This window comes from Martinezella multihospitum (genome assembly GCF_900094585.1).
In the GTDB taxonomy this organism is placed as follows: Bacteria; Pseudomonadota; Alphaproteobacteria; order Rhizobiales; family Rhizobiaceae; genus Rhizobium; species Rhizobium multihospitium.
In genome coordinates, this window is record NZ_FMAG01000004.1 from 442654 (window position 1) to 466728 (window position 24075).

General features: G+C 58.0%; 20 protein-coding genes and 1 pseudogene. 12 read left to right on the top strand and 9 right to left on the bottom strand.

Annotated features, from left to right (window positions below):
* Positions 1–4 precede the first annotated feature (4 nt).
* From GA0061103_RS18195 to GA0061103_RS18210, 4 genes are all read left to right on the top strand, one after another.
* Positions 5–1279: an extracellular solute-binding protein gene (locus tag GA0061103_RS18195; protein ID WP_092713531.1), complete on the top strand. Its 1275-nt coding sequence runs from the start codon at positions 5–7 to the stop codon at positions 1277–1279.
* 153 nt (positions 1280–1432) lie between these two features.
* Complete coding sequence (locus GA0061103_RS18200) at positions 1433–2362, top strand: carbohydrate ABC transporter permease (RefSeq protein ID WP_167376606.1); 930 nt, start codon at positions 1433–1435, stop codon at positions 2360–2362.
* A 3-nt stretch (positions 2363–2365) separates the two neighbouring features.
* On the top strand, positions 2366–3196 hold the full coding sequence (locus GA0061103_RS18205) for a carbohydrate ABC transporter permease (RefSeq protein ID WP_092713535.1): 831 nt from the start codon (positions 2366–2368) through the stop codon (positions 3194–3196).
* A 109-nt stretch (positions 3197–3305) separates the two neighbouring features.
* Positions 3306–4349 carry an ABC transporter ATP-binding protein gene (locus GA0061103_RS18210; protein ID WP_092713537.1) on the top strand — a complete coding sequence of 348 codons (1044 nt, stop codon included), beginning with the start codon at positions 3306–3308 and terminating at the stop codon, positions 4347–4349.
* A gap of 118 nt (positions 4350–4467) precedes the next feature.
* Here GA0061103_RS18210 and GA0061103_RS18215 read toward each other — a convergent pair whose 3' ends face one another.
* The 3 genes from GA0061103_RS18215 to uxuA are packed head-to-tail and all read right to left on the bottom strand — an operon-like array spanning position 4468 to position 8129.
* Positions 4468–5481 carry a Zn-dependent oxidoreductase gene (locus GA0061103_RS18215; RefSeq protein ID WP_092713539.1) on the bottom strand — a complete coding sequence of 338 codons (1014 nt, stop codon included), beginning with the start codon at positions 5479–5481 and terminating at the stop codon, positions 4468–4470.
* Positions 5482–5519: 38 nt separating this feature from the next.
* Positions 5520–6929: a mannitol dehydrogenase family protein gene (locus tag GA0061103_RS18220; protein WP_092713541.1), complete on the bottom strand. Its 1410-nt coding sequence runs from the start codon at positions 6927–6929 to the stop codon at positions 5520–5522.
* Positions 6930–6932: 3 nt separating this feature from the next.
* Positions 6933–8129, bottom strand: a complete 1197-nt coding sequence (gene uxuA / locus GA0061103_RS18225; RefSeq protein WP_092713543.1) for a mannonate dehydratase — start codon at positions 8127–8129, stop codon at positions 6933–6935.
* A 246-nt stretch (positions 8130–8375) separates the two neighbouring features.
* Here uxuA and GA0061103_RS18230 point away from each other — a divergent pair, with 246 nt between their 5' ends.
* The 8 genes and pseudogenes from GA0061103_RS18230 to GA0061103_RS18270 all read left to right on the top strand — a co-directional run bounded on the left by GA0061103_RS18230 (position 8376) and on the right by GA0061103_RS18270 (position 18881).
* On the top strand, positions 8376–9116 hold the full coding sequence (locus GA0061103_RS18230) for a GntR family transcriptional regulator (protein WP_092713545.1): 741 nt from the start codon (positions 8376–8378) through the stop codon (positions 9114–9116).
* Between the two features lie 339 nt (positions 9117–9455).
* A complete protein-coding gene (locus tag GA0061103_RS18240; protein WP_092713549.1) occupies positions 9456–10463 on the top strand; it encodes a TRAP transporter substrate-binding protein in 1008 nt (335 codons plus the stop codon).
* Positions 10464–10603: 140 nt separating this feature from the next.
* Positions 10604–12463 (top strand): TRAP transporter large permease, encoded by a 1860-nt coding sequence (locus GA0061103_RS18245; RefSeq protein WP_092713551.1) that lies wholly within the window; start codon positions 10604–10606, stop codon positions 12461–12463.
* A gap of 61 nt (positions 12464–12524) precedes the next feature.
* Positions 12525–12946, top strand: a pseudogene (locus GA0061103_RS18250) (aconitate hydratase AcnA); the annotation flags it as partial.
* Positions 12947–13353: 407 nt separating this feature from the next.
* A complete protein-coding gene (locus GA0061103_RS18255) occupies positions 13354–13983 on the top strand; it encodes a lysozyme inhibitor LprI family protein (RefSeq protein WP_092713553.1) in 630 nt (209 codons plus the stop codon).
* Positions 13984–14492: 509 nt separating this feature from the next.
* Positions 14493–16529 carry a DUF4034 domain-containing protein gene (locus tag GA0061103_RS18260; RefSeq protein WP_092713555.1) on the top strand — a complete coding sequence of 679 codons (2037 nt, stop codon included), beginning with the start codon at positions 14493–14495 and terminating at the stop codon, positions 16527–16529.
* Positions 16530–16945: 416 nt separating this feature from the next.
* Positions 16946–18457 (top strand): M48 family metalloprotease, encoded by a 1512-nt coding sequence (locus GA0061103_RS18265; RefSeq protein ID WP_245304790.1) that lies wholly within the window; start codon positions 16946–16948, stop codon positions 18455–18457.
* 52 nt (positions 18458–18509) lie between these two features.
* A complete protein-coding gene (locus GA0061103_RS18270) occupies positions 18510–18881 on the top strand; it encodes a hypothetical protein (RefSeq protein WP_092713559.1) in 372 nt (123 codons plus the stop codon).
* Between the two features lie 139 nt (positions 18882–19020).
* Here GA0061103_RS18270 and GA0061103_RS18275 read toward each other — a convergent pair whose 3' ends face one another.
* The 6 genes from GA0061103_RS18275 to GA0061103_RS18300 all read right to left on the bottom strand — a co-directional run bounded on the left by GA0061103_RS18275 (position 19021) and on the right by GA0061103_RS18300 (position 24075).
* On the bottom strand, positions 19021–19359 hold the full coding sequence (locus GA0061103_RS18275; RefSeq protein WP_092713561.1) for a hypothetical protein: 339 nt from the start codon (positions 19357–19359) through the stop codon (positions 19021–19023).
* A 194-nt stretch (positions 19360–19553) separates the two neighbouring features.
* Positions 19554–19703, bottom strand: coding sequence for a hypothetical protein (locus tag GA0061103_RS35070; RefSeq protein WP_167376607.1), 150 nt, complete (start codon positions 19701–19703; stop codon positions 19554–19556).
* A 117-nt stretch (positions 19704–19820) separates the two neighbouring features.
* Complete coding sequence (locus GA0061103_RS18280) at positions 19821–20042, bottom strand: hypothetical protein (RefSeq protein WP_092714359.1); 222 nt, start codon at positions 20040–20042, stop codon at positions 19821–19823.
* Positions 20043–20147: 105 nt separating this feature from the next.
* Positions 20148–20852, bottom strand: a complete 705-nt coding sequence (locus GA0061103_RS18285; protein ID WP_092713563.1) for a TfuA-like protein — start codon at positions 20850–20852, stop codon at positions 20148–20150.
* On the bottom strand, positions 20849–22021 hold the full coding sequence (locus tag GA0061103_RS18290) for a YcaO-like family protein (protein WP_092713565.1): 1173 nt from the start codon (positions 22019–22021) through the stop codon (positions 20849–20851). The genes GA0061103_RS18285 and GA0061103_RS18290 overlap by 4 nt, the downstream gene beginning before the upstream one ends.
* 245 nt (positions 22022–22266) lie before the next feature.
* Positions 22267–24075, bottom strand: coding sequence for a hypothetical protein (locus GA0061103_RS18300; protein WP_092713569.1), 1809 nt, complete (start codon positions 24073–24075; stop codon positions 22267–22269).

Consider the following 24075-nt stretch of genomic DNA (forward strand, 5'->3'; position numbering starts at 1 on the left):
ACAAATGAAGCGCACTATTCGAATTCTGTCCGTCGCCTTCATGGCGGCGCTTTCGTCTGCCGCCCTTGCCCAGGAAAAGAAGCTGACGGTCGTCGGCGTGAATATCCACGAAGCCTCGATGCGAGGCGTTGGCGTCACGAACGGAAAGGACGCACTCGCCGATTTTGAGAAAGAGAAGAACGTCAAGGTCGCGGTGAACGTCGAAACCGGCCCAGGCATTCTCGAGGCTTTGCCGCGCCTGGGAACGCTAAACAAGTCTGCGGAAGACATCATCATGGTCTCGCAGTTGATGGCCAATCCAAGGCTCGCCGCTTTTCTTGAGCCGCTTGACAAATACATGGCCAAGAACGCCGTCGAAGGCTTTCCGAAGGACTGGGTGAAGGCTCCGGTAGAGGCCGGAACGATCGATAGCCAGCACTATCTGCTTCCCTTGCGCTGCGGTGTCTGGATCTTCTGGGGCAACAAGAAATATCTCGCGGACCAAGGCGTGACGCAGCCGCCGAAGACGCCGGATCAGCTTTACGACGCCGCGAAAAGGGCGACCTTTACAAAGGCCAACGGCGAGAAGGTCTATGGCTTCGCCGTACGCGGCATCAGCGACCAGGTTCCGTCCGGGTTTGCCACCATCGGAGCGATGTTTGGAGGATCAATCGTCGACGAAAAAGGAGCAGTCGTCGTCAACAGCCCCGCAATGGTGAAGGCGGCCGAGTTCCTGCACCGCCTCTATGCGGAAGGTATCATGCCTCCGAACTGGTCCAGCGTCGACGCCGATCAAATGTTCACGTCCGGACGTCTCTCCATGGTCGTCAGCAATGACAACTTCACCTCGCGCTTCGAATCCCAGCAGGCTCTTGGTCCTGGCGGGACGATTGCCTTCCACGTTCCGATCCTCGACGAACTTCGCAAGGGCGGCGTCGACTACGCAGGCAGCCAGTCGTTCTACTGGGGTGCAGGTATCCTGAAAGGCTCTCAGAACAAAGAGCAGGCTTATGAGCTTATCAAGTACCTTGCTGGTTCCGGACCCGAAGCGATGATGATGGCTAACGGCAATCAGCCCTGCCGCGCGGCACCTCTCGCCAAACTCGGCGAAACGGTCGCCGCTAACAAAGTCGGTATCGACACACTTGCAATCTCGAGGCCGCCGCTTCCGGGCAATCCTCGTCTGAGCGAGGCAAGCGACGCGATTGCGGTCGCGGTCCAAAACATCGTCGTGAACGGTGCTCCAGCTCAGGATACGCTCGATACGCTCGCCGATGACCTAAAGGGCATCTACGAGTAAACTCGACTGGCGCTGCCTTGGTCGTCAAGGCTCGGGGCCGCTCCGAGGGAAGCTCCGAGCCCAACGATCTTAAAGTCGCGCGTCAAAGTCGGCGCTTGCGCCCACGCAGGAAGATACGTTTTCACTGCCGTACCTTTAAATCGGATGACTAGCATGGCCACCACCAGCATCACCGCTGCGCCTGACGGGCGTCGGCGCAGAAGAAACAGGAATGCGGAGGACTACATCGCCATCGGAGTGGTGGCAGTGCCCATTCTGTTGCTGCTGTTGTTTATCGGAATCCCCGCGATCGCGTTGCTTGCGACCGCGTTCTCAGACTATTCACCTGGAATACCGACGAAGTTCGTCGGCTGGAAGAATTTCTCGACGCTGTTCAATAGCTCGGTGTTCTATACAATCCTCCTGCGCAACGTCGCATATGTCGTAGGCGTTGTCAGCTTGCAGCTGATCGTTGCGCTCGGCATCGCACTGCTCCTCGACAATGAGCTCCCATATCGCCGGATTTGGATGGCTCTTCTGATTGCGCCATTCGCGATCAGCCCGGTGGTCGGGGTCGTCATTTGGAAGAATTTGCTCGATCCCTCTTACGGCTTGATCAATTACGTTATCTCGTCCTTGGGACTACCTACGGTCCCATGGATGTCCACTCCGCTGACCTCTATGATCGCGGTCGTCATCGTGGCGGTCTGGCGAGGCTTTCCGTTCATCGCAATCATCCTTTTTGCGGCATTGCGCGGCATACCCGGTGAGGTCAAGGAAGCGGCTCGCATGGATGGCGCCAATGCTTTCCAAGTCTTCTGGTACGTCAAGCTCCCCTTCATCATGCCGGCGCTCTCCATCATGGCGCTGTTCGAAACCATCTTCGCCGTGCGTGAGTTCGACACCATCCAGACGATGACTGGCGGCGGACCGGGCACCTCCACCTCGCTTCTATCCCACTACTTATATCGCACCGCTTTTGGGACATTCCGTTTCGGGATGGGTGCTGCAGTCGGCTGGGTGATGCTTGCCCTGACGATGGCCATGGCGGCGCTGATCATCTGGCGCGCGTATCGCGACATGTTCCCGAAGGCAAAGGCTTGAGCAATGAACGGAAATCTGACCGGCCGAATCCTGATCTTCGTACTCCTTTGCATCGCAGTTGTCTGGGCGTTCTTCCCGATCGTCTTTATGATCAGCAGTTCGTTCAAGCCTGGGGAACTGATCTGGTCTTATCCGCCGACACTGGTGTCGGAGCCGACTGTCAGCAACTACCAGAACATCGCCAACCTGTTTCCGCGTTTCTGGCAGAGTCTGTTCAACAGCTTAATCGTAACCGCTCTGACGACAGTTCTGACGCTCGCTATGGCGATCGCTTCCGCATTCGTGTTCTCGCGGCTGCGTCAACCATGGCTGAAGCTACCCGCATTTCTCATGATCTTCGTTCGGATGTTTCCGTCGATCATCGTCGTTATCCCGCTATATCCCGTCTTCAACGAGTTGGGTTGGCTCGACACAATAACCCCGCTGGTCCTTTGCGGTGCGGCGTTCGCCGTTAGCATGGCGACACTTCTGATCAAGACTTTCGTCGACGATATTCCAATCGAACTCGAGGAGGCGGCCATGATCGACGGCTGCTCACGTGTCGGTGCCTTTGTTCGAATTACGCTGCCCTTGCTGAGACCGGCGATTGCCGCTGTGTCCCTCGTCGTGGCGATCGGTGCCTGGAACGAGTATCTCTTCCCGCTGGTATTCACATCCAACGATGCGCGCACAGCGCCGGTGATCATTTCCATCGCGATGAGCAACGAAGATGGCGTGGCGTGGGGCGGTGTCATGGCCATGGCGTCCGTCTACCTGGCGCCACCACTGTTGCTCGTGCTCATGCTCCATAAACAGATAACGAATGTAATGACCATGGGTGCGGTCAAGGGCTGACCCGAGACACGATCTTCAAGCATTACCGATGGTGGCCCGACGACGGCCGGGGACACATCTCGTGTGTTTGCGAGAGTGTCAAAGATTGCAAACTTTAGAGGAGGAAGGCATGACGCGCGTACAGATCAGGCAGGCGGGGAAGACCTTCGGAGCGCTCAATGTCCTGAAGGGCGTCTCGGTTGATATCGATGACGGGCAGTTCGTCGTGCTTGTCGGGCCGTCCGGCTGTGGGAAATCCACGCTCTTGCGGATGATCGCCGGCCTCGAGCAGATTTCTTTCGGAGAAATCGACATCGGTGGTCGTGTCGTCAACGATCTCCCGCCAAAGGACCGCGACATCGCCATGGTGTTTCAGAGTTATGCGCTCTATCCCCACATGACCGTTGCGCAGAACATGGGCTTTGCCCTTAAACTCAAAGGAACGCCCTCGGACGAAATCAAGGCAAAGGTGGATCGCGCCGCCGAAATTCTCAGCCTTTCTGCTCTCCTTGACAGGCTCCCGAAGCAGCTCTCCGGCGGACAGCGGCAGCGCGTTGCCATGGGGCGTGCTATCGTCCGTGATCCGGAAGTATTTCTTTTTGACGAGCCGCTTTCGAATCTTGACGCCAAGCTCCGAGTCCAAATGCGCGCAGAGATCAAGGAGCTTCACCAGCGGTTGAAGACCACCACGATCTACGTGACCCACGATCAAGTTGAGGCGATGACAATGGCCGACAAGATCGTGGTGATGCGCGATGGCTCGATCGAACAGGTCGGCGACCCGCTGGAGCTCTACGACCGGCCCTGCAACACGTTCGTAGCCGGATTCATCGGTTCACCATCGATGAACTTCATTCAAGGCGAGATGACGACTGCCGGGTTCACAACAAGTGATGGGATTATCTTGCCCACCCTCCCGAATGCACCTTCCGCCGCTAAGATCTATGGCATCAGGCCGGAACACTTCCACCTCGATGAAAACGGCATCTCGATCGAGGTAGCGGTAACAGAGCCGACTGGCGCGGAGACGATGGTTCTCGGTCGGCTGGGAAAACAGAACATCACTTGCGTCTTCCGGGAGCGGATAACCGCGACCGCAGGCTCAACGATCAAGGTAAGCCCCGATCTGCAAACGGTTCACCTTTTCAACAGCGAGGGATTGGCGATCCGTTGAGTTCACGCTGTGAGTTGGCCCAGATGCGGCCAGGGATCATATGATCTCATCCTATCGATCTCTATTCGTCCGCTAACATTGACAGGATGAGCGTTAGCGATCGACAGGGTGAGTTTTATCAAAAGACGAGTTGCACCTTGAGCGTTTGTTCAGGATGCTGCTCCACGAGATCAAAAGCGGCGCGCGCGTCCCTGGCGTCGAAGGTCTGTGTGATCATCGCCTCGGGTCGCAGGGCGCCGGTTTCCAGCCAGCGCACGACCTCCGGAATGAATCGGCGGTTGAGGCGCGACCCGACCAGCGTGAGTTCCTTGCGGACGATTTCCTGCTGGCTGACGTTGCAGGGAGCGGGAGAAAATCCAAGCAAACCGATGCGGCCGGCTGGAGCCGCAACCCGGCAAGCTTCTTCGAGCAGGCTGGGAATACCGGCGCCATCTATGACAACAGAAGGGCCGAGGCCATCGAGTTCGGATGCCACAATTTCCGCTACGGATTGTTGCCTTGAATTGACGACGACATCCGCGCCGAACTCTTTCGCGCGCTTGAGCCGGTCTGCATCGATGTCCGAGACGATGCAGCGCGCGCCGCGCATTTTCGCGACCTGGAGAACGGTGATGCCCACCGTTCCGGCACCATAGATGAGCACGACATCCTCATTCGTGCATTCGGTTCGCCAAAGCACATTTGCGGCAACGGCAAGCGGCTCGGCCAGTGCCGCCACGTCGAGCCCGAGCGACGGTGAGACTTTGATGGCATTGGCTTCTGGAACGACCGCCACAGAGCGGAAGCCGCCGTCCCGGTGAACGCCGATTACCTGGAGCTTCGAGCAGACGTTGGAGCGTCCGACCCGGCACGGATAGCAGGTGCCGCAGGAAATCACCGGATCGGCGACGACATGATCGCCGATGGCAAGCGAGGAAACGCCGGCGCCCAGCGCCTCGACGACACCGGAGAACTCGTGGCCGATCACCCTGGGATAGACGGCGAAAGGATTGGAACCATGGAGGATGTGCATGTCGGATCCGCAGATGCCGGCACGCTTTACGCGGATAGCAACGTCGCCAGGTCCCGGTTTCGGCGCGTCCCTGTCATCGACAACAAGTTTGTACGGTTCGCGAACGGAAATCGTCACCATGATCTTATCCCCTTGCAATTTTGGGTACGCGCATCGTTTCAGGCATTGCGCAAGGTCTGAAGTCGGGCTGTGACGAATGCTCGCCATGCCGTATTGTCTCGTAGGGTCGCCGGGAAAAGGCCGGTGATGTCGAAGAAGGGTGCGGATGAATGAGCTGATGCAGAGAGGGCGGCGGCCGCCTTCAACTCCGCGGCCCGCGGATCATCGAGGTGGCTGGTCGTGATCACATAGGCAAGCCATAGAGCAACGACGTCTGCGAAATCCGCAGCATCGCCGCCGGCTGCAAGTCGCTCCAAAGCTGGCGCGAAGATGCGCTGAGCCATCTTCTGGCTGCCATCCATCGCGATCTGCGCGGTTCGGTGTGCGATTGCGGGATTTGAGAACCGGGCAAGGAGCTGTTCGCAATAGGCTGTAAGATCTATTTCCGGCACAGGGTCCAGCGTCGGCAGAACCGCTTGCATGTGTTGGTGCACCCGTTCGGCGTGAGCAGGCACCCTCATCACATCGCGAACGTAATCCAGACCCTTAAGCTGGCCAAGATAGGCGATCAGCGAGTGGGAGCCGTTCAAAAGCCGCAGCTTCATTTTTTCATAGGCTTCGACATTTCGGACGAAGATCGCACCGCCAATCTCCCAGGCCGGACGGCCGGCTGAAAAATTATCCTCGATCACCCATTGGGAAAATGGCTCTGTTTCGAGCGCCAGGCGATCCTTGGCCCCGATGAGGGAAGCTGCAAGCGCCCGCGTCTGGTCGGTGGCGGCCGGTACGATGCGGTCGACCATGCTGGAAGGGAAACGGACTTCCCGCGCGATCCAGCGTGGCAGCTGCGGATCTCGCCGATCCGCCATCTCGATGACCAGGCGCTGGACGATATGGCCATTGCCCGGAAGGTTGTCGCAGCAGAGCACCGTCAACGGATTGCGGCCAAGCTGCATGCGTCGCGCGAGCGTTTCAACGAGAATGCCGATCACGCCGACCGGCTCTTCCGGGTGAGCGATGTCATGGGCGATGGCCGGATGAGAAAGATCGATTCCGCCGGAAACGGGATCGATCCCGTAGGCCTTTTCGCTCACGGTCAGCGTCACGATCTTCGTGTCGTTGTCCGTCAGGCGGCCGAGCAGTCGCCCGCGCTCTTCGCTCGCGGCGATAGCATCGATGATCGAGCCGACGATACGGGCCTGGTCGCCGGTCGCTCCGCGTGTCACCACACTGTAGCGATAGTCCTGTTCTTTGAGGTCGGCGACGATGTCCAAGGAACGCAAGCTCGCGCCGGCAATGCCCCAGTCAAGCGAACCAGCACCGAGAGCTAGATCGGTGTAGACTGCTTGATGAGCCCGATGGAAGGCGCCCAGTCCGAGATGGACGATACCGATCTTGAGTGCCGCGGGATCGAAGGAGGGGCGTTCGACATCACTTGAAAACGGAGTGTCCTTGTCGAGACGGTTCATTGCTCACATCATTCCGTAAGAGGGATGCATCAGTGTCTGCTCGATGCCGCGTAACTCGGCAAGACCTTTAAGCCGTCCGATGGCTGGATAACCCGGTTGGGCGCCGCGCGTCAGATCATCCAGGATTTCCTGCCCGTGGTCCGGACGCATGAAGATCTGGTGATCTTCGCGACCTATCGACTTGCGGCGGCGCTCCTCGGCCAGCAGTGCGGCGATGACTGCAACCATGTCGGTGTTACCGTCAAGGTGCTGATCCTCGAAGAACGAGCAAGGAAAGCCCTGGGTTTCGCGGGTGACATTGCGCAGATGGGCAAAATGAATTCGTGGCGCGAGGCGCTTCACCATGGCCGGCAGATCATTGTCCGGTCGGGCGCCCAGCGATCCCGTGCAGAAGGTGACGCCATTTGCGTTGCGGTCGACTGCGTCGAGCACCTTGATATAGTCCTGTTCGGTCGAAAGGATGCGCGGCAGACCGAGCAGCGGCCATGGCGGATCGTCTCCGTGGGCGCAAAGGCGCATATCGAGTTCTTCTGCGACCGGTACGACCTCGGAAAGAAAATCGATGAGGTTGCCGCGCAGTATGTCGGCGCTGATACCGTCATAGCGCGAAAGAGCGGCGCGCAACTCCGCGATGCTGTAGCCGTCCGCCGAACCCGGTAGCCCGGCGCCGATGTTGCTCGATAATCTTGCGATCTTCTCCTGCGACATTTCGGCAAATCGGCTCCTGGCAGCCTCGATCAGCGCCTCAGGATAGCCCTGTGCCGCAGCTGGCCGCTGAAGAATGTGAATATCGAAGGCGACAAAGTCGACGAGGTCGAAGCGCATGGCGCGCGCGCCTCCGGCCGTCTCCCAGCGCAGGTCCGTCCGTGTCCAGTCGAGCACCGGCATGAAATTGTAGCACACCGTGAAAATTCCGGCCTTTGCGAGCTGTCGCAGGCTTTCCTTCCATGCTTCAATATGGGTCTTCCAGTCGCCGGTCATGGTCTTGATGTCTTCGGAAACCGGAATGCTTTCCACGAGTTCCCATTCGAGACCGCCGGCGCGAACCTCGTTCTGCCGCTTGAGAATTTCGCCGGCAGTCCATGCAGTGCCTGTCGGTACATGATGCAGGGCGCTGACGATGCCTTGGGCGCCAGTCTGAGCCGCGTCACGCACGCTCACCCTGTCGACCGGTCCGAACCAGCGCCAAATATGTCTCATGCTGTCTTCCCCTTATTGGTCTGCTGGCCCGGCGGCTGAAACGGTTGCCGAAGAGCTATCCGATTTTCCCGTTGCCATCCCCTGGATCACCTCATGCCGACACCGGCACTCACAAAGGCTGCAGCTCCTCCGCCATATTTAATTTTGAAATACATACTACCATGGTAGAGTGTCAATGTGCGTTGTGGATTATTGGCGAATTATGTGCGATGCGACTATAACGGATGCAACGGAGGTCGGAGCAATATGGCGGCGAGACGAACGAACCAGGCGGGTGCCGAAGACTTGCGTCAAATTTCCGCGCAGCCGTCGCTGGAGCCGATCAATCCCCGCCAGCCGATCGCGGTCCAGGTCTATGAGCGGCTAAGACGCGCCATTACCACGCTCTCGATGCTGCCCTCCGAGGCGCTGAGCGAAAAGGAGCTTTCCTTGCAGCTCGGCGTCAGCCGGACACCCGTTCGCGAAGCGCTCATTCGATTGGCGGACGAAGGACTGATCGACATCCTGCCGCAAAGGGGCAGCTTTGTTGCCCCAATCCGCTTGCGCGACGTCGAAGAGGCTCAATTCATTCGAGAATCTCTGGAAGTTGCAGTCAGCAGGCGTCTCGCCGGCGGCTGTTCCAGGCGGTTTCTGACGGAAATCAAAAGTAATCTTTACGACCAGGAAAAAGCCGTCAATACAGAGGCTTTGGATCTCTTCCTGGATCTCGACGAAGCCTTCCACAGAAGTTTTTGCGAGGAGGCGGGCCTGTCGAAAAGCTGGCGTGTGATCCAGGCCGTCAAGCTGCAAATGGATCGGGTTCGCTATCTGAGCCTTCCTGATCTTGGCCATCTTCGCATCTTGCTAACGCAGCACCGCTCCATTGTCGATGCGATCGAAGCGGGGGATGTCGAGAAGGCGGGAAGCGATATGGCGGCACATTTGCGCGAAGTGCTCCGCACCGCCAGAAACCTGAGCGAGCAGCGGCGAGACCTTATAGAAAGCTGAAGCCCAGGGGACGCAGCATCTTTGCATGTCAATCGTTGACATAGTACCATGGTAGCATTACAAACTGGCCATGGAGCCTGCCGGAGAACCGATCGGTCTTGGGTGGCGAGAATACTGCTTCAGGGGAGGTCAGGAGAGAAGGCTGCGGGCAGCCTATCTTATGTGTGTGCTGGAAATCTTCGATGCTCTGTCGCAAGCGGTACCCGGCCTTCTCGGGATTCTGGCGGGAGAGAAGCGCGCCGACCGTAGTCTTAAATCCTGCACCCGGTGGCCCTTTTTGGCACTGAACAAACGACGTCTTCATTCTGAATATGATTGCAAATTCCAAGGGAGGAAACCATGAACATATCTCGCAGAACGTTTGGGGCGCTAACGGTTGGCGCTGCCGCCGGTCTCCTTTGCACTCCAGGTCTTTCGCGCGCGGCGGCGAAAATCAGGCTGCGCTACGGCACGGCGTTTCCGGCTGGTCATCCGGGCGTCATTCGGATCACCGAGGCGGCTAAGACGATTGGAGCGCGATCGGACGGCCTGATTGATCTTCAGGTTTATCCGAACAGCCAACTCGGCGGCGAGTCGGATATGTTCACTCAGGTCCGCGGCGGCGCTCTCGATCTCATGTCGACGTCCGGTGTCAACCAAACCGTCGTTCCGGTCGCCAGCATCAATGCGGTCGCCTTCGCTTTCCCGACCTACGACCATGTCTGGAAAGCAATGGATGGGGAGCTGGGTGATTACGTTCGGAAGGCGTTTCTGGGCGCCGGCCTTTTTGTTTTCCCGAAGATGCTCGACAACGGCTACCGCAACATCACGACCGGCAGCAAACCGATCGTCGCGCCGCAAGACTTGAAGGGGCTGAAGATTCGCGTTCCGGGCAACCAGCTTTGGGTCACGCTCTTCCAGACGCTCGGTGCCGCTCCCACGCCGCTGAACTTTGGCGAACTCTACGCGGCGCTGCAAACCCATGTCGTTGACGGGCAAGAAAATCCGCTGGCTCTGATCGAGAGTTCGAAGCTGTATGAAGTGCAGAAATATGTCTCGCTGACCGGCCATATCTGGGACGGCCATCACATTTTCTGCAACAACCGCCGGTGGGAAGCGATCCCCGCGGATGCGCGCAAGATCGTTCTGGAGGAATTGACGACTGCTGCGGTCAACGAGCGCGCCGACGTGAAGGCTTTGAACGAAAAAGCTATCAACGACATCAAGGCCGCCGGCGTCCAGTTCAACACGGTCGAAACGGCCCCGTTCCGGGACGCGCTCTCGAAGGCCGGGTTCTACTCCAAATGGAAGGAGAGCTTCGGGGCAGAGGCCTGGGGCCTTCTGGAAAAGGACGTCGGTACGCTTTGAGCCGAAAAGACTAGCGCGCACGCGTTTCGACGACGCGTGCGCCTTGTTGCCGGTAACTTGATGGCATCCTTCGGCATGCCATTCCGATTTTGACAGGTAAGCCGCGTCGCGCGGACAGGCGAATGATGGGGAGGTGGATTATGGAGGCGATTGCTAAAGCGGAGCCCGTTTCTCAAGGCGGAGCGTTTCAGCGTTTCGACAGTCTTCTCGGGCAAGCCGTCGAAGCGATCGCTGCCGCACTTGTGCTGGCGGAAATCATCCTGCTCGGTTGGGCGACCACCGCGAGATATGCACTTCACAGTCCACTTGTCTGGTCCGATGAAGTCGCCACAATTCTTTTCGTCTGGTTGTCGATGCTGGGGTCCGTCGTCGCGTTGCGACGCGGTCAGCACATGCGGTTGACCGCCTTCGTCCGCAAGTTTTCTCCCACATGGCAGGAGCGTGCGAATGCCTTGGCGATGATGATCGTTTCTGTGCTCCTGCTGGCAATGGTGTTGCCGGCATGGCAACATGTCGAGGAACGCATCATCAGCGTGACGCCGGTACTTCAGATCAGCGAAGCGTGGCGCGAGGCCGCCATGTTGGTCGGCATCGTCCTTATGTTGATCACAGCCGTCGACAAGATGATACGATCGAGCAAGCCCGCTCATATGGTCGCGAGCATCGTCCTTCTCGCGCTCATGTTCGGGGTGCTTCAGCTGGCGATGCCCTGGTTTGACGAGATCGGCAACTACAGTTTGCTGATCTTCTTTTTAGGGATCGTGCTGTTTGCCATCGTTCTCGGCGTGCCGATCGCCTTTGCTTTCGTTCTGGCCACAGCGGCCTATCTCAATTTCGCGAGCTGGGTGCCGATCTCCATCGTTCCTGGCCGAATGAGCGAAGGCATGTCGCCGATCATTCTCCTTGCCGTGCCCATGTTCGTCTTCCTGGGCGCCGTCATCGAAATGGCCGGTTTGGCGCAGGCCATGATTGCATTCCTGGTTTCCCTGATTGGTCATCTGCGCGGCGGCTTGCAATATGTGCTGCTCGCTGCGGTCTATCTCGTTTCGGGGATTTCCGGCGCCAAGGCGGCCGACATGGCCGCCGTCGCACCGGCATTGTTTCCGGAAATGAAAAAGCGCGGCAACCGCGAGAGCGATCTGGTTTCGCTATTGTCGGCTTCGGCGGTCATGTCCGAGACTATTCCGCCGTCGATCGTGCTGATCACGGTTGGTTCGGTTACCGGGGTTTCGATCGCCGCGCTCTTTACCGCCGGCCTCCTTCCGGCATTCGTCGGCTTGCTGGCCCTCTGCGTCGTCGTCTTCATCCAGACGCGGAACGAGGATATGAGCCACGCCCGTAAGGTCGGTAACGGATTGAAGCTGAAGCTTTTCCTGGTTGCGATCCCGGGTCTTGGCCTGCCGATCGTGATCCGAACAGCCGTCGTCGAGGGCGTGGCGACAGCGACCGAGGTCGCGACGATCGGCATCATCTACTCGCTCATCGTCGGCGTGCTCTTTTACCGGCGGATGGAATGGCGAAAGCTCTATCCCATGCTGGTCGATGCGGCCTCGCTGTCTGGCTCCATCTTGCTCGTCGTCGGTGCCGCGACCGCGATGGGCTGGGCGCTGACGCAATCCGGATTTTCACAATATCTTGTCGAGTTGATGCAGGGGGTTCCGGGCGGAAGGATCAGTTTCCTGCTGATATCAGCCCTGAGCTTCATCGTGCTGGGAAGCGTTCTCGAGGGTGTGCCGGCCATCGTCCTCTTCGGGCCACTTCTCTTTCCGATAGCAAAGCTGCTTGGGATCGATGAAGTGCACTACGCGATCGTTGCCGTATTCGCGATGGGTTTCGGGCTGTTTTCGCCGCCGTTCGGGGTTGGGTTCTACCTCGCCTGCGCGATCGGCCGCGTGTCACCGGACGATGTCATCGGCAAGGTTTGGCCACACCTTCTAGCGCTCTTCGCGGCATTGCTGCTCATTATATTCATCCCCTGGATTTCTGTCGGCTTCCTTTGAAAGGCCAAAGACGGCAACGAATAATCAAGTCAACGGCAGTTGGCTTGTTCATCGTTGCCGGTCGCGCGATTGGGCTGCGAAGGGAGTTGCCTTGCTCGGGGTGAGGGCGGTTCTCGCCCTGAATTTCGAGCGGATACACAGGTGGAATCTGATCGGTATGGGCATCCTGCCGCTGCGGCTGCCGGATGGCCTCGGTCCAGACGAGCTCGCGCTTGGATCGGGCGACGTTATCGAAATCGCCACGGATCCGGCTCGCGTCGATCCCCGTTGCGAGATATGGGTTGTCGTGAAGCGTAAAGATGGACAGCAGACGATTCTTGTCGCAACGGCGGCGATAGAGACCAATGCCGAGGTCGAGTTCTCCGAGCCGGTGGCATCCTGCCGCTGATCCTGAAAAAGGCCGTTCGAAAGGCTTCCACGGAACAAGCGGAGCGCGCGCCGATCCCGATGCGAGCCGGCCGCGTGAACAACATGCGTAAATGACATCAGCCGTCGTTCATCCGGTCGGCTTGGCCGTGGTGCGCCGTGGATCATGATGGTTTCATCCTCGATGTGCTGGTCCAGATCGGCCGCAACGCGAAGAGAGCTGACGAGGTGGCTGCCAGTAAATCTTCGTCGATACGGCAACCATCTTTGATGCTAGGGAGTTGATCCGCGATGGCTTGCCAAACGAAGACGATGTATGCGGCAACGGGTATGGGAGACCTAAGATGAGTTCCATAATGCATATTATCTGATTTGTGACTGTAGCCGGGCGGATTCCAATTTCAAAGTGCGACTTGCGAATGATTACAGCGGTATTTGCCGGATTTGTCGCAGCAGCGAGATGACCTTGACGAAACCTCTCCCAAGCATAGTTAGCTGGAGCATCGGAAGAATGGAGTTATCCCATGAGGGTTTCGCTATCCGCCCTGGCAATGATCATCATCGGCGGAATAGCGCCGCCTGTCGAAGCCGCCGGTACCGATTGTGCCAAGCCTGTTTCGGCAAGCGACCACGTGATTTGTCAGGACAAAGCGCTCCTCGCACAGGACAAGATGATGGGGGCTCTGTATGCCTCTGCCCTGAAGCGCGACGATGCAGACAAGATCCGCGAGAAGCAACAGCGCTGGATTGCGAAGGTACAGTCCTGCGGCGATGCCAGCTGTATCCGTCTGGCCGATGAGGACCAGGTCGGCTTTCTCTTGTATGCCAAGGGCGTGGCAAGCGCCTCGACGCATTTTACCTCGAAACGCACCGACGGTAACAAGAGCCGCCTTTCGATCTTCGGCCCGGTCGATGGCCTCGTCGCAGTTGGTCTCGACTCGATGTACTTTGGCCCGGACGCCGATGCCGGTGACATCAATTCGGATAGCATAACCGGCGCCGTTCCACTGACGAAGGAACATGCCGAGCTTTCCAGAGATAAGTGCAGAATCGGCCTCAATGGCCTCAATGCAAAGACCTGGCGCGTGTCGCAGACAGGCTCCTGCTTTTTTGCCGACGGCGTGACCTTTCGGGGCATCTACCGCAAACACTGACAGTCTGGCTTGCGAGCAAAAGCGCCACATCACTGCAATGCGCGTCACGGCGCCGCAAAGCAGCGATCAACCATGTCTCAGTGATCATCGCCCTTGATCAGTTCCTTATGGTTCAGCCAGGATGAGCGCCCGATAGATCATGTCGGTCACCCCCTATCCGGTCTTCCATGCAGCTGAATAAATTCGGCGGAATGTCTTTCAACAGCCCCTCGCCCCTATCCTTTTATATGGCGCCGCTGAGCGATGAAGGAGATGGTTCATGTTCGACGACTTGATGCGTCCCATATCAAGATAGCGAACCCACCCTCCTGCCATTCCGGAACCATGAGGCCATTTCATTCGCTATCTTTTTCGATAGTACGGCCGATGGTTGAAATGCGTGATGCATTCGCGTTACACATCAGGCGCGTATGGCCCGGATTCGGGTCAGGCCATGGATATGGTTTCCGACGGGACTCCGTTGGGCCGAATTGCAATCGACCCGCGCTAGACGCAATAAGGAACCGCGCATGCACATTCCCACAAGCTCATCCCCCTTGCCGCTCGATGGCCCGCAGTGGATCCGGTTCCGTCAGCAGGAAGAACTGCGAAAGGCAATGCTGGAGCGGCACTTCGATGAGGTTGAGCGTATAGTGGCCGAGCTTGAAGCGGCATGGTGGCAGGCCGGCGATGTTCCCGACGATCGCTATCTGCATCTTGCAACCAGTTCCGGCCTGTTTGACCACGCAAGTGTGGACGCCGCCCGGCGGCTTGAATTGCTGAATGACTGGGCCAGGTCCCACCCAGATTCCTATCATGCGCGCTATATTCTCGGTCATCATTATTTTCGTCGGGCCGGCGATATCCGCACTGCGGCCTGGGCATCGGACGTTGGTGAGGATCAATGGGTGGCGGCCCACATGGCTTGCGTCACCGCGGCCGAGCATCTGCTGAAAGCAATGGCACTCTCGCAGCGTCCGGCACTTGCCGCTGAAACCATGATGCAGATTTGCCAGTATCTCGGCCAGCCGGATTTCGTCGACGCGCTGTTTCGCGGGACGCCGCTTGAAAACACCATGCAGCGCGACGAGTTCGACCCCGACCTTTATGAAGCGGCCTGCGCCCAGCTCGCCAGATACGCATTGAAGCCACCAGGCATCGTCACTGCGGCACTTCCCTCCTCTCTTCCGCCCGTGCAGGAGGGAGACATCGAAAATCCCGGCTACTACTGGCTGCGTTATTGCCTTTCGCTTAGACCGCGATGGCCGGATATCCTGGCAGGCTACGCGCAGTATCTGAGCCCGAGATGGGGTGGCTCGGAAGGCGAAGTCGAAAAATTCGCCACCGGCCCCCTATGTGCACAATTGAACGAGCAGGAGCGCAATTCCGTCCGCTGGCCGGGCATTCACGACGCATTGACGCTTCCTGAGTATCCACAGCCGGGCGACGCGCGTGAGATCGCTGCCCGAGAGAAGATCTTTAAGAATTGGCTGGCGCGGGATCTCTCCGATCCCCTGCGTTTCATCTCTCTGGGACAATATGCCAATTTCACCCATTACTCGCTTGCTGACCGGAAGCTGGCGCATCAGCGTCATGTCGAATCCATCCGTTATTGCAAGCCGCCGCGGACCTATCCTGGGGTGGACGGCGCGTTCCGGGATTTCACCAACCTGATGCTGATCCAGCATTTCGAGGATGACGAAGGCGCCTACGCGAATGTGCTGCAAACCGCCGCACGCCGTTTCGACGAGCCGACGATGCTCACCATGGCGGCCTTCGCCTGGCAGTTCGGCATGTGGGGGATCGAGGCAGATCCAGCCGTCGCCACGCGGCTGATCGACCGGGCGGCCGAACTCGAGCCGTTCTATGAGCCCGATGAGTTCACGCCGATGCATGCCTGCCGCATGATATGGGACGGAGGCTTTCAGGAGGAGTCGGCCTATCTCACGCGCGAGTTTGCCGAGAGACGCGTCTACTCGGCAGCGGCCAGCATGTACGACATTACAACGGGCTACCGGCCGGATACCGAGCCCCGCTTTCTCGACGACAAGGAAGCGCATCACTGGCTCGAACGCTCGGTCGCAGAAGGTGAGCCTGTCTCCATGTTCAATTATGCCTGGCGCCTCGAAAAGGTTCACAAAATCGATCTGACGATCCGCGAAAATTATGAGCAGGTTCGCGGCTATTATTTCCGGGCTATGGAAGGCGGTGTAGGCCCTGCCATCATCCGGCTCGCAAGCGTCGATCGCCGGCACGGAACCGAGGACGAAAAGCAACGGGCCGTCGCTCACATGAAATCCCTCATTACCCATGAGGACGACCAGCTTGCCGGCGACGCATATGGCGAGGTCGTTCTGGCATACAAATTTGGCGACGGCGTTCCCAAAAGCGAGTTCATCGCCATGCAATGGTTCGATCGCTTCAAGCAGCTCTTCCCGGATCACTCGACGATGGAATGGATGGAAACGCAGGTCTATGGATCGACCGGATGGCAAATGGCCGGGCGGGCACTGCGGGCCTTCTTTCTTGGGAAGAAGCTTTCAAAAGAGCATTTGCCGCGGAAGTAAGCGCCGCGATGAGCAATTTTCTCCCGGCACCGCAGGAAGGCAGATGGCGAGCCCTGATCTGGCTTGCCTTCGGCGATGCCCTTCTGCTTTTTGCCGGCGTGTTGCTGGTAGTCTCGCCTCTCCTGTTGATCTTTTTTCTATCCTCGCCAATCCTGCTGGCGCTGCTCGCCTTGCCATCGCTGTCATGGTTTTTCTATGGGCTGATGGTCCTGCGCGCTCGCGCAGTACCGCCGCCACCGCCGGTTTCGAATGGGATATTGCTCGATCCCGACAAGGTTCCGGCTCTCGCCGCTGACCTTGAACGATTGCGCCTTGCCTGCGACGCGCCGGCATTCACGGCGGTCTACATCAATGGCGAGCTCAACGCATCTATCTGCCAGACCACGTCGCGATCCGGTCCGTCGAAGCATATCCTCGTGCTCGGCCTGCCGCTTCTTGCTCTCTTGACCAAGGATCAGGCCGCGGTGGTCATCGCCCACGAATACGCACATATCTCCCGCCAACACGGTCATTTCGCTCGCTGGGCCTATCTGGCGCGCCAGCGCTGGGCGGCGTTGGGCGATCTGCATGAACGCAACCATCGTTTGATCACCGCGCCGCTCAGGCTGTTTCTGTCCTGGTACGTGCCACGCATGATGCGAGAAACGCTGGAATTCTCACGCCGTTGCGAGATGTTCGCGGATGCGCAAGCCGTTCAGGTATGCGGCGCCGATCTCGCATTGGACGCCGAATTCGCACTGGCTCTAAGGCAGAAAGCCCTCTCCGACCGCTTCTGGCCGGGCATATTCGCGCGAGCTGGCGGGCAGGAGCTTACGCAGGTGCAGCCGTTCACGCAGCTTTTGGCGGAACCGGCGGAGAGCCGTCCGCGCGACGGCGCACAGGCGGCGGTCTGGCTGCACGAAGCTCTATGTCAAAGCCCGGATCCCCGCAGCACGCATCCCGCATTTTTCAAGCGCGCCGCATCGGCGGGATTCGACCCGAAAGCTCCGCTTCCCGATCGCTTGCCCTGGCGCCTTGAAAAGACGGCCGCGGCCGCGGATTGGCTGGGAAAGGAAGCGTCCGGCATAGCCGAGCAACTCGACACCAGCTGGCACGAGAATGCCGCGCAAGCCTGGCGGGATGCAGAGAGCTGGCACAGGCATCAGCATGATGAATTCACAAACCTGGTGCATCGTCGCAAACAGCAGGCGTTTGATGAACAGGACTGGTTATTTCTGGCGCAGCTGGCGGAAAAATTTGATCCGGAAAGCCCCTTGCGTCAGGAGGCAATTGCGCAGGGATTGCAGCATTCGCCCGATGATCCCCCGCTTCTTCAGCTTAGAGCCAGCAATTTGGAGCGGAATGGCGATGTTGGCGGAGCGATAGCCCTGTGGCATCGCATCGGCGAGAACTCGCCCGCTTCAGCCTATACCGCTCATCGCCGTCTTTGCGAACTCTGCCTGCAAGCGGGCGACAAAGTGACGGCAGAGCACTATCGGCATGTCGCCGACGAATTATGGACCGGCCAGGATGCGGGGCACTCCGTGCCCAAAGAACATTTTCCGCATGGGATGGAGGCATCCGAACTCGCGCTGCTGCACGGCGTACTGCAGCCGCTTTTTGCTCATGCGCGTTCCGTTTGGCTTTGCCGTGACACGCCGGCGAATCTGCCGGACACGCCCCGGTGGGTCCTCTATATCGAGGCCTATGATGGCTGGTTCATGCGGATGATCGGCAGATTGACCGGCGAAGAAGACGTCAACGCATCGGCCTGCAAAAGGCTGCTGGAACGCCTGCTGCCACGGTTGCATATCTATCCGGAGGTCGTATTTATCGGGCCGTCGGAGGATATTCTAGCCCATTGTTCGCCCGATAGTCTGATCGCCCATGCCGGCGGGGCCGTTTCGTCCACCGCACATGTTGACGCCGGGCGGGCAGGACCCAATTGATAGCTCATGCATATCGGTAAAAATCAGATGGCGCGATTGCAGGACTAAGCAAATGAACAGCCGAGTTATCATTCTGACTGCCGTCGCCTTGCTATGTACATCTGCTGCTGCATATTGCGAGCAGATTGCCGATCTGAAGATCGCTGCCTTTCGTTCTGAAGAACCTGAGCGGTGTCGCGAATCCGACGTCGCCTTATCCCCTGCGAAGGCTCGGGAATTCTTCACGCGCGCAAAACGGATCAATGCGCAGACCCTTCACGACGATTATGATCTCGCTCCCTGTTACATAGAGGGCACCTTAAAGTGGGACGGGAAAATCTGTGACTGGAACATCCGGGCAGGCGCCACCGGCCGTGTTCAATGTAACAGGCAGGAGATGTACTTTGCCTGTGAGGCTTGCGGCGATCTCTTCGGCCAAAAGTAAAAGCGGCAGTTTTGGCATCTCTTGCGCGTCAGATTGACGCCGACGGGCATCGGCTTTGCAGAGGTAGCCAGATCAATCACAATATCCGTTCGGTTGCCAATCCTGGGTATCAGGGAGACGGCTCCTTTCGATAGGAAACCTACCCCTCTACCTCGCATCGGCTGTAGAGTGATCTCAGTTTAGCCCGCTGGGTGCTCGACATGGTCTGGGAAAAGTCGCTCAATGCCCAAAATAGCGCGATCTTTTCCAGCTGGGTCGGATTGACCATTCCGTATCGAAACAGGTCGATCAGCGCGACGGCAAAGCCCTCGCGACTGTACTCAGCATCATCGAACCAGCTCTGTGTCGTAGCTAAGTCGAATACCTGCTTTATGACTTTGAGTTCGCTTTGCGACAAAGCGCCTTTTGCGAGGCGTTTCAACCTTTCCATCATCGTCTCCACCGCGAGACTGCTGGCAACCCCACGTAAGCCCGGCATGAGCAAAGACTGCCATGTGCCGGCCGAGTTTTCCTAGGTTCTTTCCACCGTTGACTGTGCCCATAGAGTTTGCGGGCGGAGCAGTACACTCGGTGGTATCAAGCAGCATGGGGTTGCGAGCCGATAGGCACGATAAACGATTGTCTTGCCGGCGTGTCTGGGTCACTTCACGATCCCTGTTCCACAGCCCTGGATCAGAACCAGTTCAGCGAACGGCAGATATTGTAGGCAATCGCAAGCCATGCAGTGATGATTGCTCCAAATATTATAAGCGCAACCCTCATATTCCCTTCTTTGAAATCCGCGACGACGCCTGCTGTATCGGTCGAGCTTACCTTTTTCACGGACCATCCCACTCTGGTTAGTACTCTTCTAAGCAAGCTGGATCTCTTGAAGTTTCTGTGCGTCAGCGCGACATCAAGTCGATGTAGCAATGATGATAAGAGAAGGACCAGAGCTTGCTAACAGTGACCATGCGCGTCGCTGACAAGCCCGTTCAGATGCTCGCCGGACAGCATCGGGAACTCGGTTTCTAAAATCGAGAGAAGAGCAGCTTGTGCTGCTTTTATGAGGAATACGGCCTGCGACGCGTCGAGCTCACTTGCTATTCCTCCAGCATACTGCATCATTTTTGCAAGCGCCAAAATCTCTCCCTGGCGTTCCTGTCCCTCAAAATCAGCCACTTTAAAGCCCCAACAAATGATATCGTTAGGGTAGATTGGCATATTTCGATTGATATGGTGCGTTGCAAAAGCGTTGCACACGCAGAGCCTGCATTTTAGAATCAATTACATACGGTAAAATTGTGGGAAAAGTTTACGCCACAGCGGAGTTGCATTGAAAGACCAGTCCGTCATGTGTGCCAGCAAAGGTGCCTCGGCAACCGCGCGCATAAGCTCCATGGCATCGTTGCGCTTCTGATCGGTCCATGCTTTTGCGACGAGCGCCCTCACCTGCCCTATGTCCATATCGGCGGCTTCGGCAAGACGTTTCCAGGTCCGATCCTTGAAGAATAGACGCCGTGCCGCCTGGGAGAGTCGCAGAGCCTCTTCCTTACCGATAATGGCTCGGTCAATCGCAGTTTCGATTGTCGCATCAACATTGACCAATGGCACCGACAAAGCGGGATAGCCCAATTCCGCTGGGCCATGAAGGAGAGCGACGTCTGCATCGTCCTCACGACGCCCGGAGGCATAATCGCCAAAGATCTTGCCAATACCGACCATACCGTAAGCCTGGCATTCAGCCGCGCGCAGCGCGCCCATGCTGGCTGCGCCCAACACCGGGACACCGCGGGATAGGGCAAAGAGCAGCTCTTTGTGCCAGACCGGTGCGGTGAATTCGAACTGACCGTCGATCAGGCCGATGGCGGTCGCACCCCCCTCAAGGGCTCTGGCGACGTCACCCTGGCATGCCGGCGGTCGTATGACCATCGAGCCGTCGGCGAACGCTTCGGCATCGGGCAGGCTCGGCCCCACGAAGATCACTTTCATGCGAAACTCGCCGAAAACGCCCGGCTGCCGAAACGCATTCGGCGATCCCCATCCGGATGTTCGAGTTGCGGCGCAAAGACCTTTGCGACCGATGCCGGCAGCCATTCGGGTGCCAGCTCGATTGCATAAAGCTGATCGATATCGTGCTGCAGGTGTGTTTTGACAAGCTGATCGAGCGCATCTGGCGCAGCCTTGGCCTGTAACATCGGCAATTCGTCGAGCTTCGTCGCGCATTGCACCCCGAAAGATTGCAAATGAGCGGGGTCGGCACGGCGTGAAAACAGCTCCGGAACAAGATCATCTCTGGCACCGGCAATGAACGTCATCCGTGATTGTACGGCCTCGGAAATTGCACGGGCCACAGCCACATCAGGGAGCAATGATGTGCCTGCGCCCATCGTCAAATCGACATATCTTAGCGAGCCGTCATCACCTCTCGGCCGTAGCAAAGCAACGACGGATGCAACGGATAGATCACTCGTGACATCGAAAAGCGCAAGATCGAAGTCGGCTGCGGAAATCTTCTCCAGCATCTCGCCGACTTCATCGTTTGCGATGCTGCGGGGATCTATCCGGCGTGCATACCGACGCTCCGGATCGCTAACACCCCAGAGGACACAAGCGTCCCGTTCTATCCGCTCCAGCAACCCGTGGAGGACCGCTTCGTGCCAAGTATTTCCCGACGCCAACCCATCCGATGAGACCCAAAAACGCGGGCTGACATGCGTTCGGTCGAGATGAATAGCCTCGAATGGTACGAATATCGAGGCGTTCTTCGCCAGATCGTAAGCTTCAGACCATTTGATCTGTTCGTTGGCCTCTATCGGTTGGGCGCCGGTCGCCAGCAGATCATCCAAGCAATCCGCCGCACGACTGCTGGAGTCTAGATCGTCTCGGCTTGCCATAAACGCTGAACAGTAAGGTCGGGTCGCGACCGATCGCTCGATCGCTTCCATCACCGCGGATGTCTTCGCGGAAATGTCATCCAGACCTTTACCCTGGGCGACGACGATCGCCTTTGAATTCGGAGCGTAGGCGCACCAAACGGGAATACCTATTCGATCGAGGCCCGTCTGGCGGCCAACGCGGGTTATGCCGAGCTGCCCCAAATATGGCCAAACCCTCGACAAGGTTTCGCCCGCAGAGCAGGCTCTAAAGCTGTTTGACACCGATCAACGAGCGCCTAGCCTTCATAAAGGCCCGACGCCGCGGAGTCCGCCGATCTTAACGCCACAGCGAAATCGACATCCTTTTCCACCCTGATCCCCTTAGCCCGCCACGATTCAGCCTTCCCCAAATCGCCTGTCAGCCGCCGCGTGTATCGAACGATGGTCCCCTTTTCGAGGTCAGCCAGCCAAAGTCCCTTTTCACCCTTAATCCCAATCAAAACTGCTCCTGCCACGATCTCTTCCTTTCAAAAACCGGCCTTCACCAGGCCTTCCCTGTAATGCTCTGTCTGCCACTGCTCTTTGTTTGGAATCATGGCGAGCCATGCTTCAAGATCGAAATTCGGATTGTCACGCAAAGCGCGTTGTCGATACGCCTTCGCCTTGGCAAGATCCCCAAGCATCGCCCAACTTGCCGCGGCAAGCCTGCTTGCTGGTCCCGGGTCTCTCATCCTGTCCAGATAGGACAATGCCTCGGTATATTCGCCAAGGAAATAGCTGGCCCCTGCGGCAGTCCAATAATAGTAGTCCGGGGCGAGTGGATTGAGATCGAGAGCCGTTGAAACCTTTACCAACGCCGCTTTCGGATTGGCGCCATGGGTGAGACTGTCAGCATGGCTACAAATAACATCGGCATAGTGTGGGCTAAGCTCCTCGGCATTCGACAAGGCCTCGAGACTGCCATCTATGTTTCCGCGATAGAGCCGGGCGACGCCGATTTCCTTGAAGCCTCCGGCAAACTGATTGTCGTCGCGGATTGCATCCGCCGCCATCTTTTCCGCCTGATGCAACAGATCGGCATCGCCGCGCGCCGTCAGAACCCATTCCATCGTCAGCGTTCTGGCGATGCCCGCCAGTGCCGCCGCAAAACCACGCTCATGCTCGAGCGCCTCCTTGAAGTGCTTGCGCGCACGGCGGACATTCTGAAGGCTCAAGCGGGACAAGCATTGCACGCCCTCAAGATAGGCAAAGTAAGCCCGAGGCTTGCAGCTAAAATCGGAAACTATGTGGTGGAAGGCGCCGACACGCTCGATGATGGACTTTTGGAGCGCTGCGGCGATCGCGTTGCGATGCTCCGTTATGGCTGCGTTGTCCAGTTTGACGCGCGTTGCCCAGACAATTTCGTCGCGTGGCATGAAAATCAGCTGAGCGAAAAGGCTGTCGTCCGTCCTCTTCGTGTCGAGCGCGTAGACCACATCATGTTGCCTGAGAAGCCCTGCCTTGTCGCTCGAGGCGCGGATCTGCTCGGCGGTGTAGGGAGCAACGACGGATACGCTTCGATCCACGCAAAGACTGATCGTCAGATCTTCGATAACAGCATTTGCAACCGATCCGGCTCGCTCCGAGTCCGCCAGCGTCTCTGGAGGAAGCAGGGCGATCCGTGGCATTTTGTTGTTGGCGGCGATTGGAATCGTATCTTGAGCCGGATGGCTCGAATTCGGCTCCTTCGCTTCGCCAATCACCTGGATGTAAGAGGTGATTTTCTCGCCAAGCGCTATCCTGACCTCATCATCGGTGTGATCCCAGTCCAGCAGCAGAATGGCTGCGCGCTTCAATTCCCCTCGATGTTGCGGCGAAGAGGATTCGTTCAATATCTTGAAGAATTCGGCCCGCAGCTCGCCTGCGAAGCGTGCCCGCACGTCGCGTACCCAGACAGATACAGCTGCAGAGCCGCTGCCATACGCGGGCAGAAAACTCTTGGCGACAGCATCGGCGAGCGCGCCAAGCCTGGCAACGCCGGACGTACCTTCGATTGTGTCCACGTCGCACCGCACTGCGTCGAAATTCAAAGCGATATTTGTCGCGACGACGCTGACCAGCGGCTGCGAGGATTCGGAGGTCGCGGTCGCCAAACGTAGGAGCGTCGACCTCAAATTAGCGCCGGCGGCCTCAAGATTGCCGGACCAGAGAAACGCCGCCAGATCCTTTCGTGGCATCGATTGTCGACGATAGTAGAGATAGGCAAGCATAAGCAGCGCCTGTCTCGGCACATTCACGCGGTCACCCTTGTCATCATAAAGGGCGCAGCTGCCGAGTGTCGTTAAATGAAATGTCAT

Bases quoted from the DNA above. Each gene is read 5' to 3' on its own strand.
- GA0061103_RS18195 (WP_092713531.1), top strand. From the start codon at position 5: ATGAAGCGCACTATTCGAATTCTGTCCGTCGCCTTCATGGCGGCGCTT.
- GA0061103_RS18200 (WP_167376606.1), top strand. From the start codon at position 1,433: ATGGCCACCACCAGCATCACCGCTGCGCCTGACGGGCGTCGGCGCAGA.
- GA0061103_RS18205 (WP_092713535.1), top strand. From the start codon at position 2,366: ATGAACGGAAATCTGACCGGCCGAATCCTGATCTTCGTACTCCTTTGC.
- GA0061103_RS18210 (WP_092713537.1), top strand. From the start codon at position 3,306: ATGACGCGCGTACAGATCAGGCAGGCGGGGAAGACCTTCGGAGCGCTC.
- GA0061103_RS18215 (WP_092713539.1), bottom strand. From the start codon at position 5,481: ATGGTGACGATTTCCGTTCGCGAACCGTACAAACTTGTTGTCGATGAC.
- GA0061103_RS18220 (WP_092713541.1), bottom strand. From the start codon at position 6,929: ATGAACCGTCTCGACAAGGACACTCCGTTTTCAAGTGATGTCGAACGC.
- uxuA (WP_092713543.1), bottom strand. From the start codon at position 8,129: ATGAGACATATTTGGCGCTGGTTCGGACCGGTCGACAGGGTGAGCGTG.
- GA0061103_RS18230 (WP_092713545.1), top strand. From the start codon at position 8,376: ATGGCGGCGAGACGAACGAACCAGGCGGGTGCCGAAGACTTGCGTCAA.
- GA0061103_RS18240 (WP_092713549.1), top strand. From the start codon at position 9,456: ATGAACATATCTCGCAGAACGTTTGGGGCGCTAACGGTTGGCGCTGCC.
- GA0061103_RS18245 (WP_092713551.1), top strand. From the start codon at position 10,604: ATGGAGGCGATTGCTAAAGCGGAGCCCGTTTCTCAAGGCGGAGCGTTT.
- GA0061103_RS18255 (WP_092713553.1), top strand. From the start codon at position 13,354: ATGAGGGTTTCGCTATCCGCCCTGGCAATGATCATCATCGGCGGAATA.
- GA0061103_RS18260 (WP_092713555.1), top strand. From the start codon at position 14,493: ATGCACATTCCCACAAGCTCATCCCCCTTGCCGCTCGATGGCCCGCAG.
- GA0061103_RS18270 (WP_092713559.1), top strand. From the start codon at position 18,510: ATGAACAGCCGAGTTATCATTCTGACTGCCGTCGCCTTGCTATGTACA.
- GA0061103_RS18275 (WP_092713561.1), bottom strand. From the start codon at position 19,359: ATGCCGGGCTTACGTGGGGTTGCCAGCAGTCTCGCGGTGGAGACGATG.
- GA0061103_RS18285 (WP_092713563.1), bottom strand. From the start codon at position 20,852: ATGAAAGTGATCTTCGTGGGGCCGAGCCTGCCCGATGCCGAAGCGTTC.
- GA0061103_RS18300 (WP_092713569.1), bottom strand. From the start codon at position 24,075: ATGACATTTCATTTAACGACACTCGGCAGCTGCGCCCTTTATGATGAC.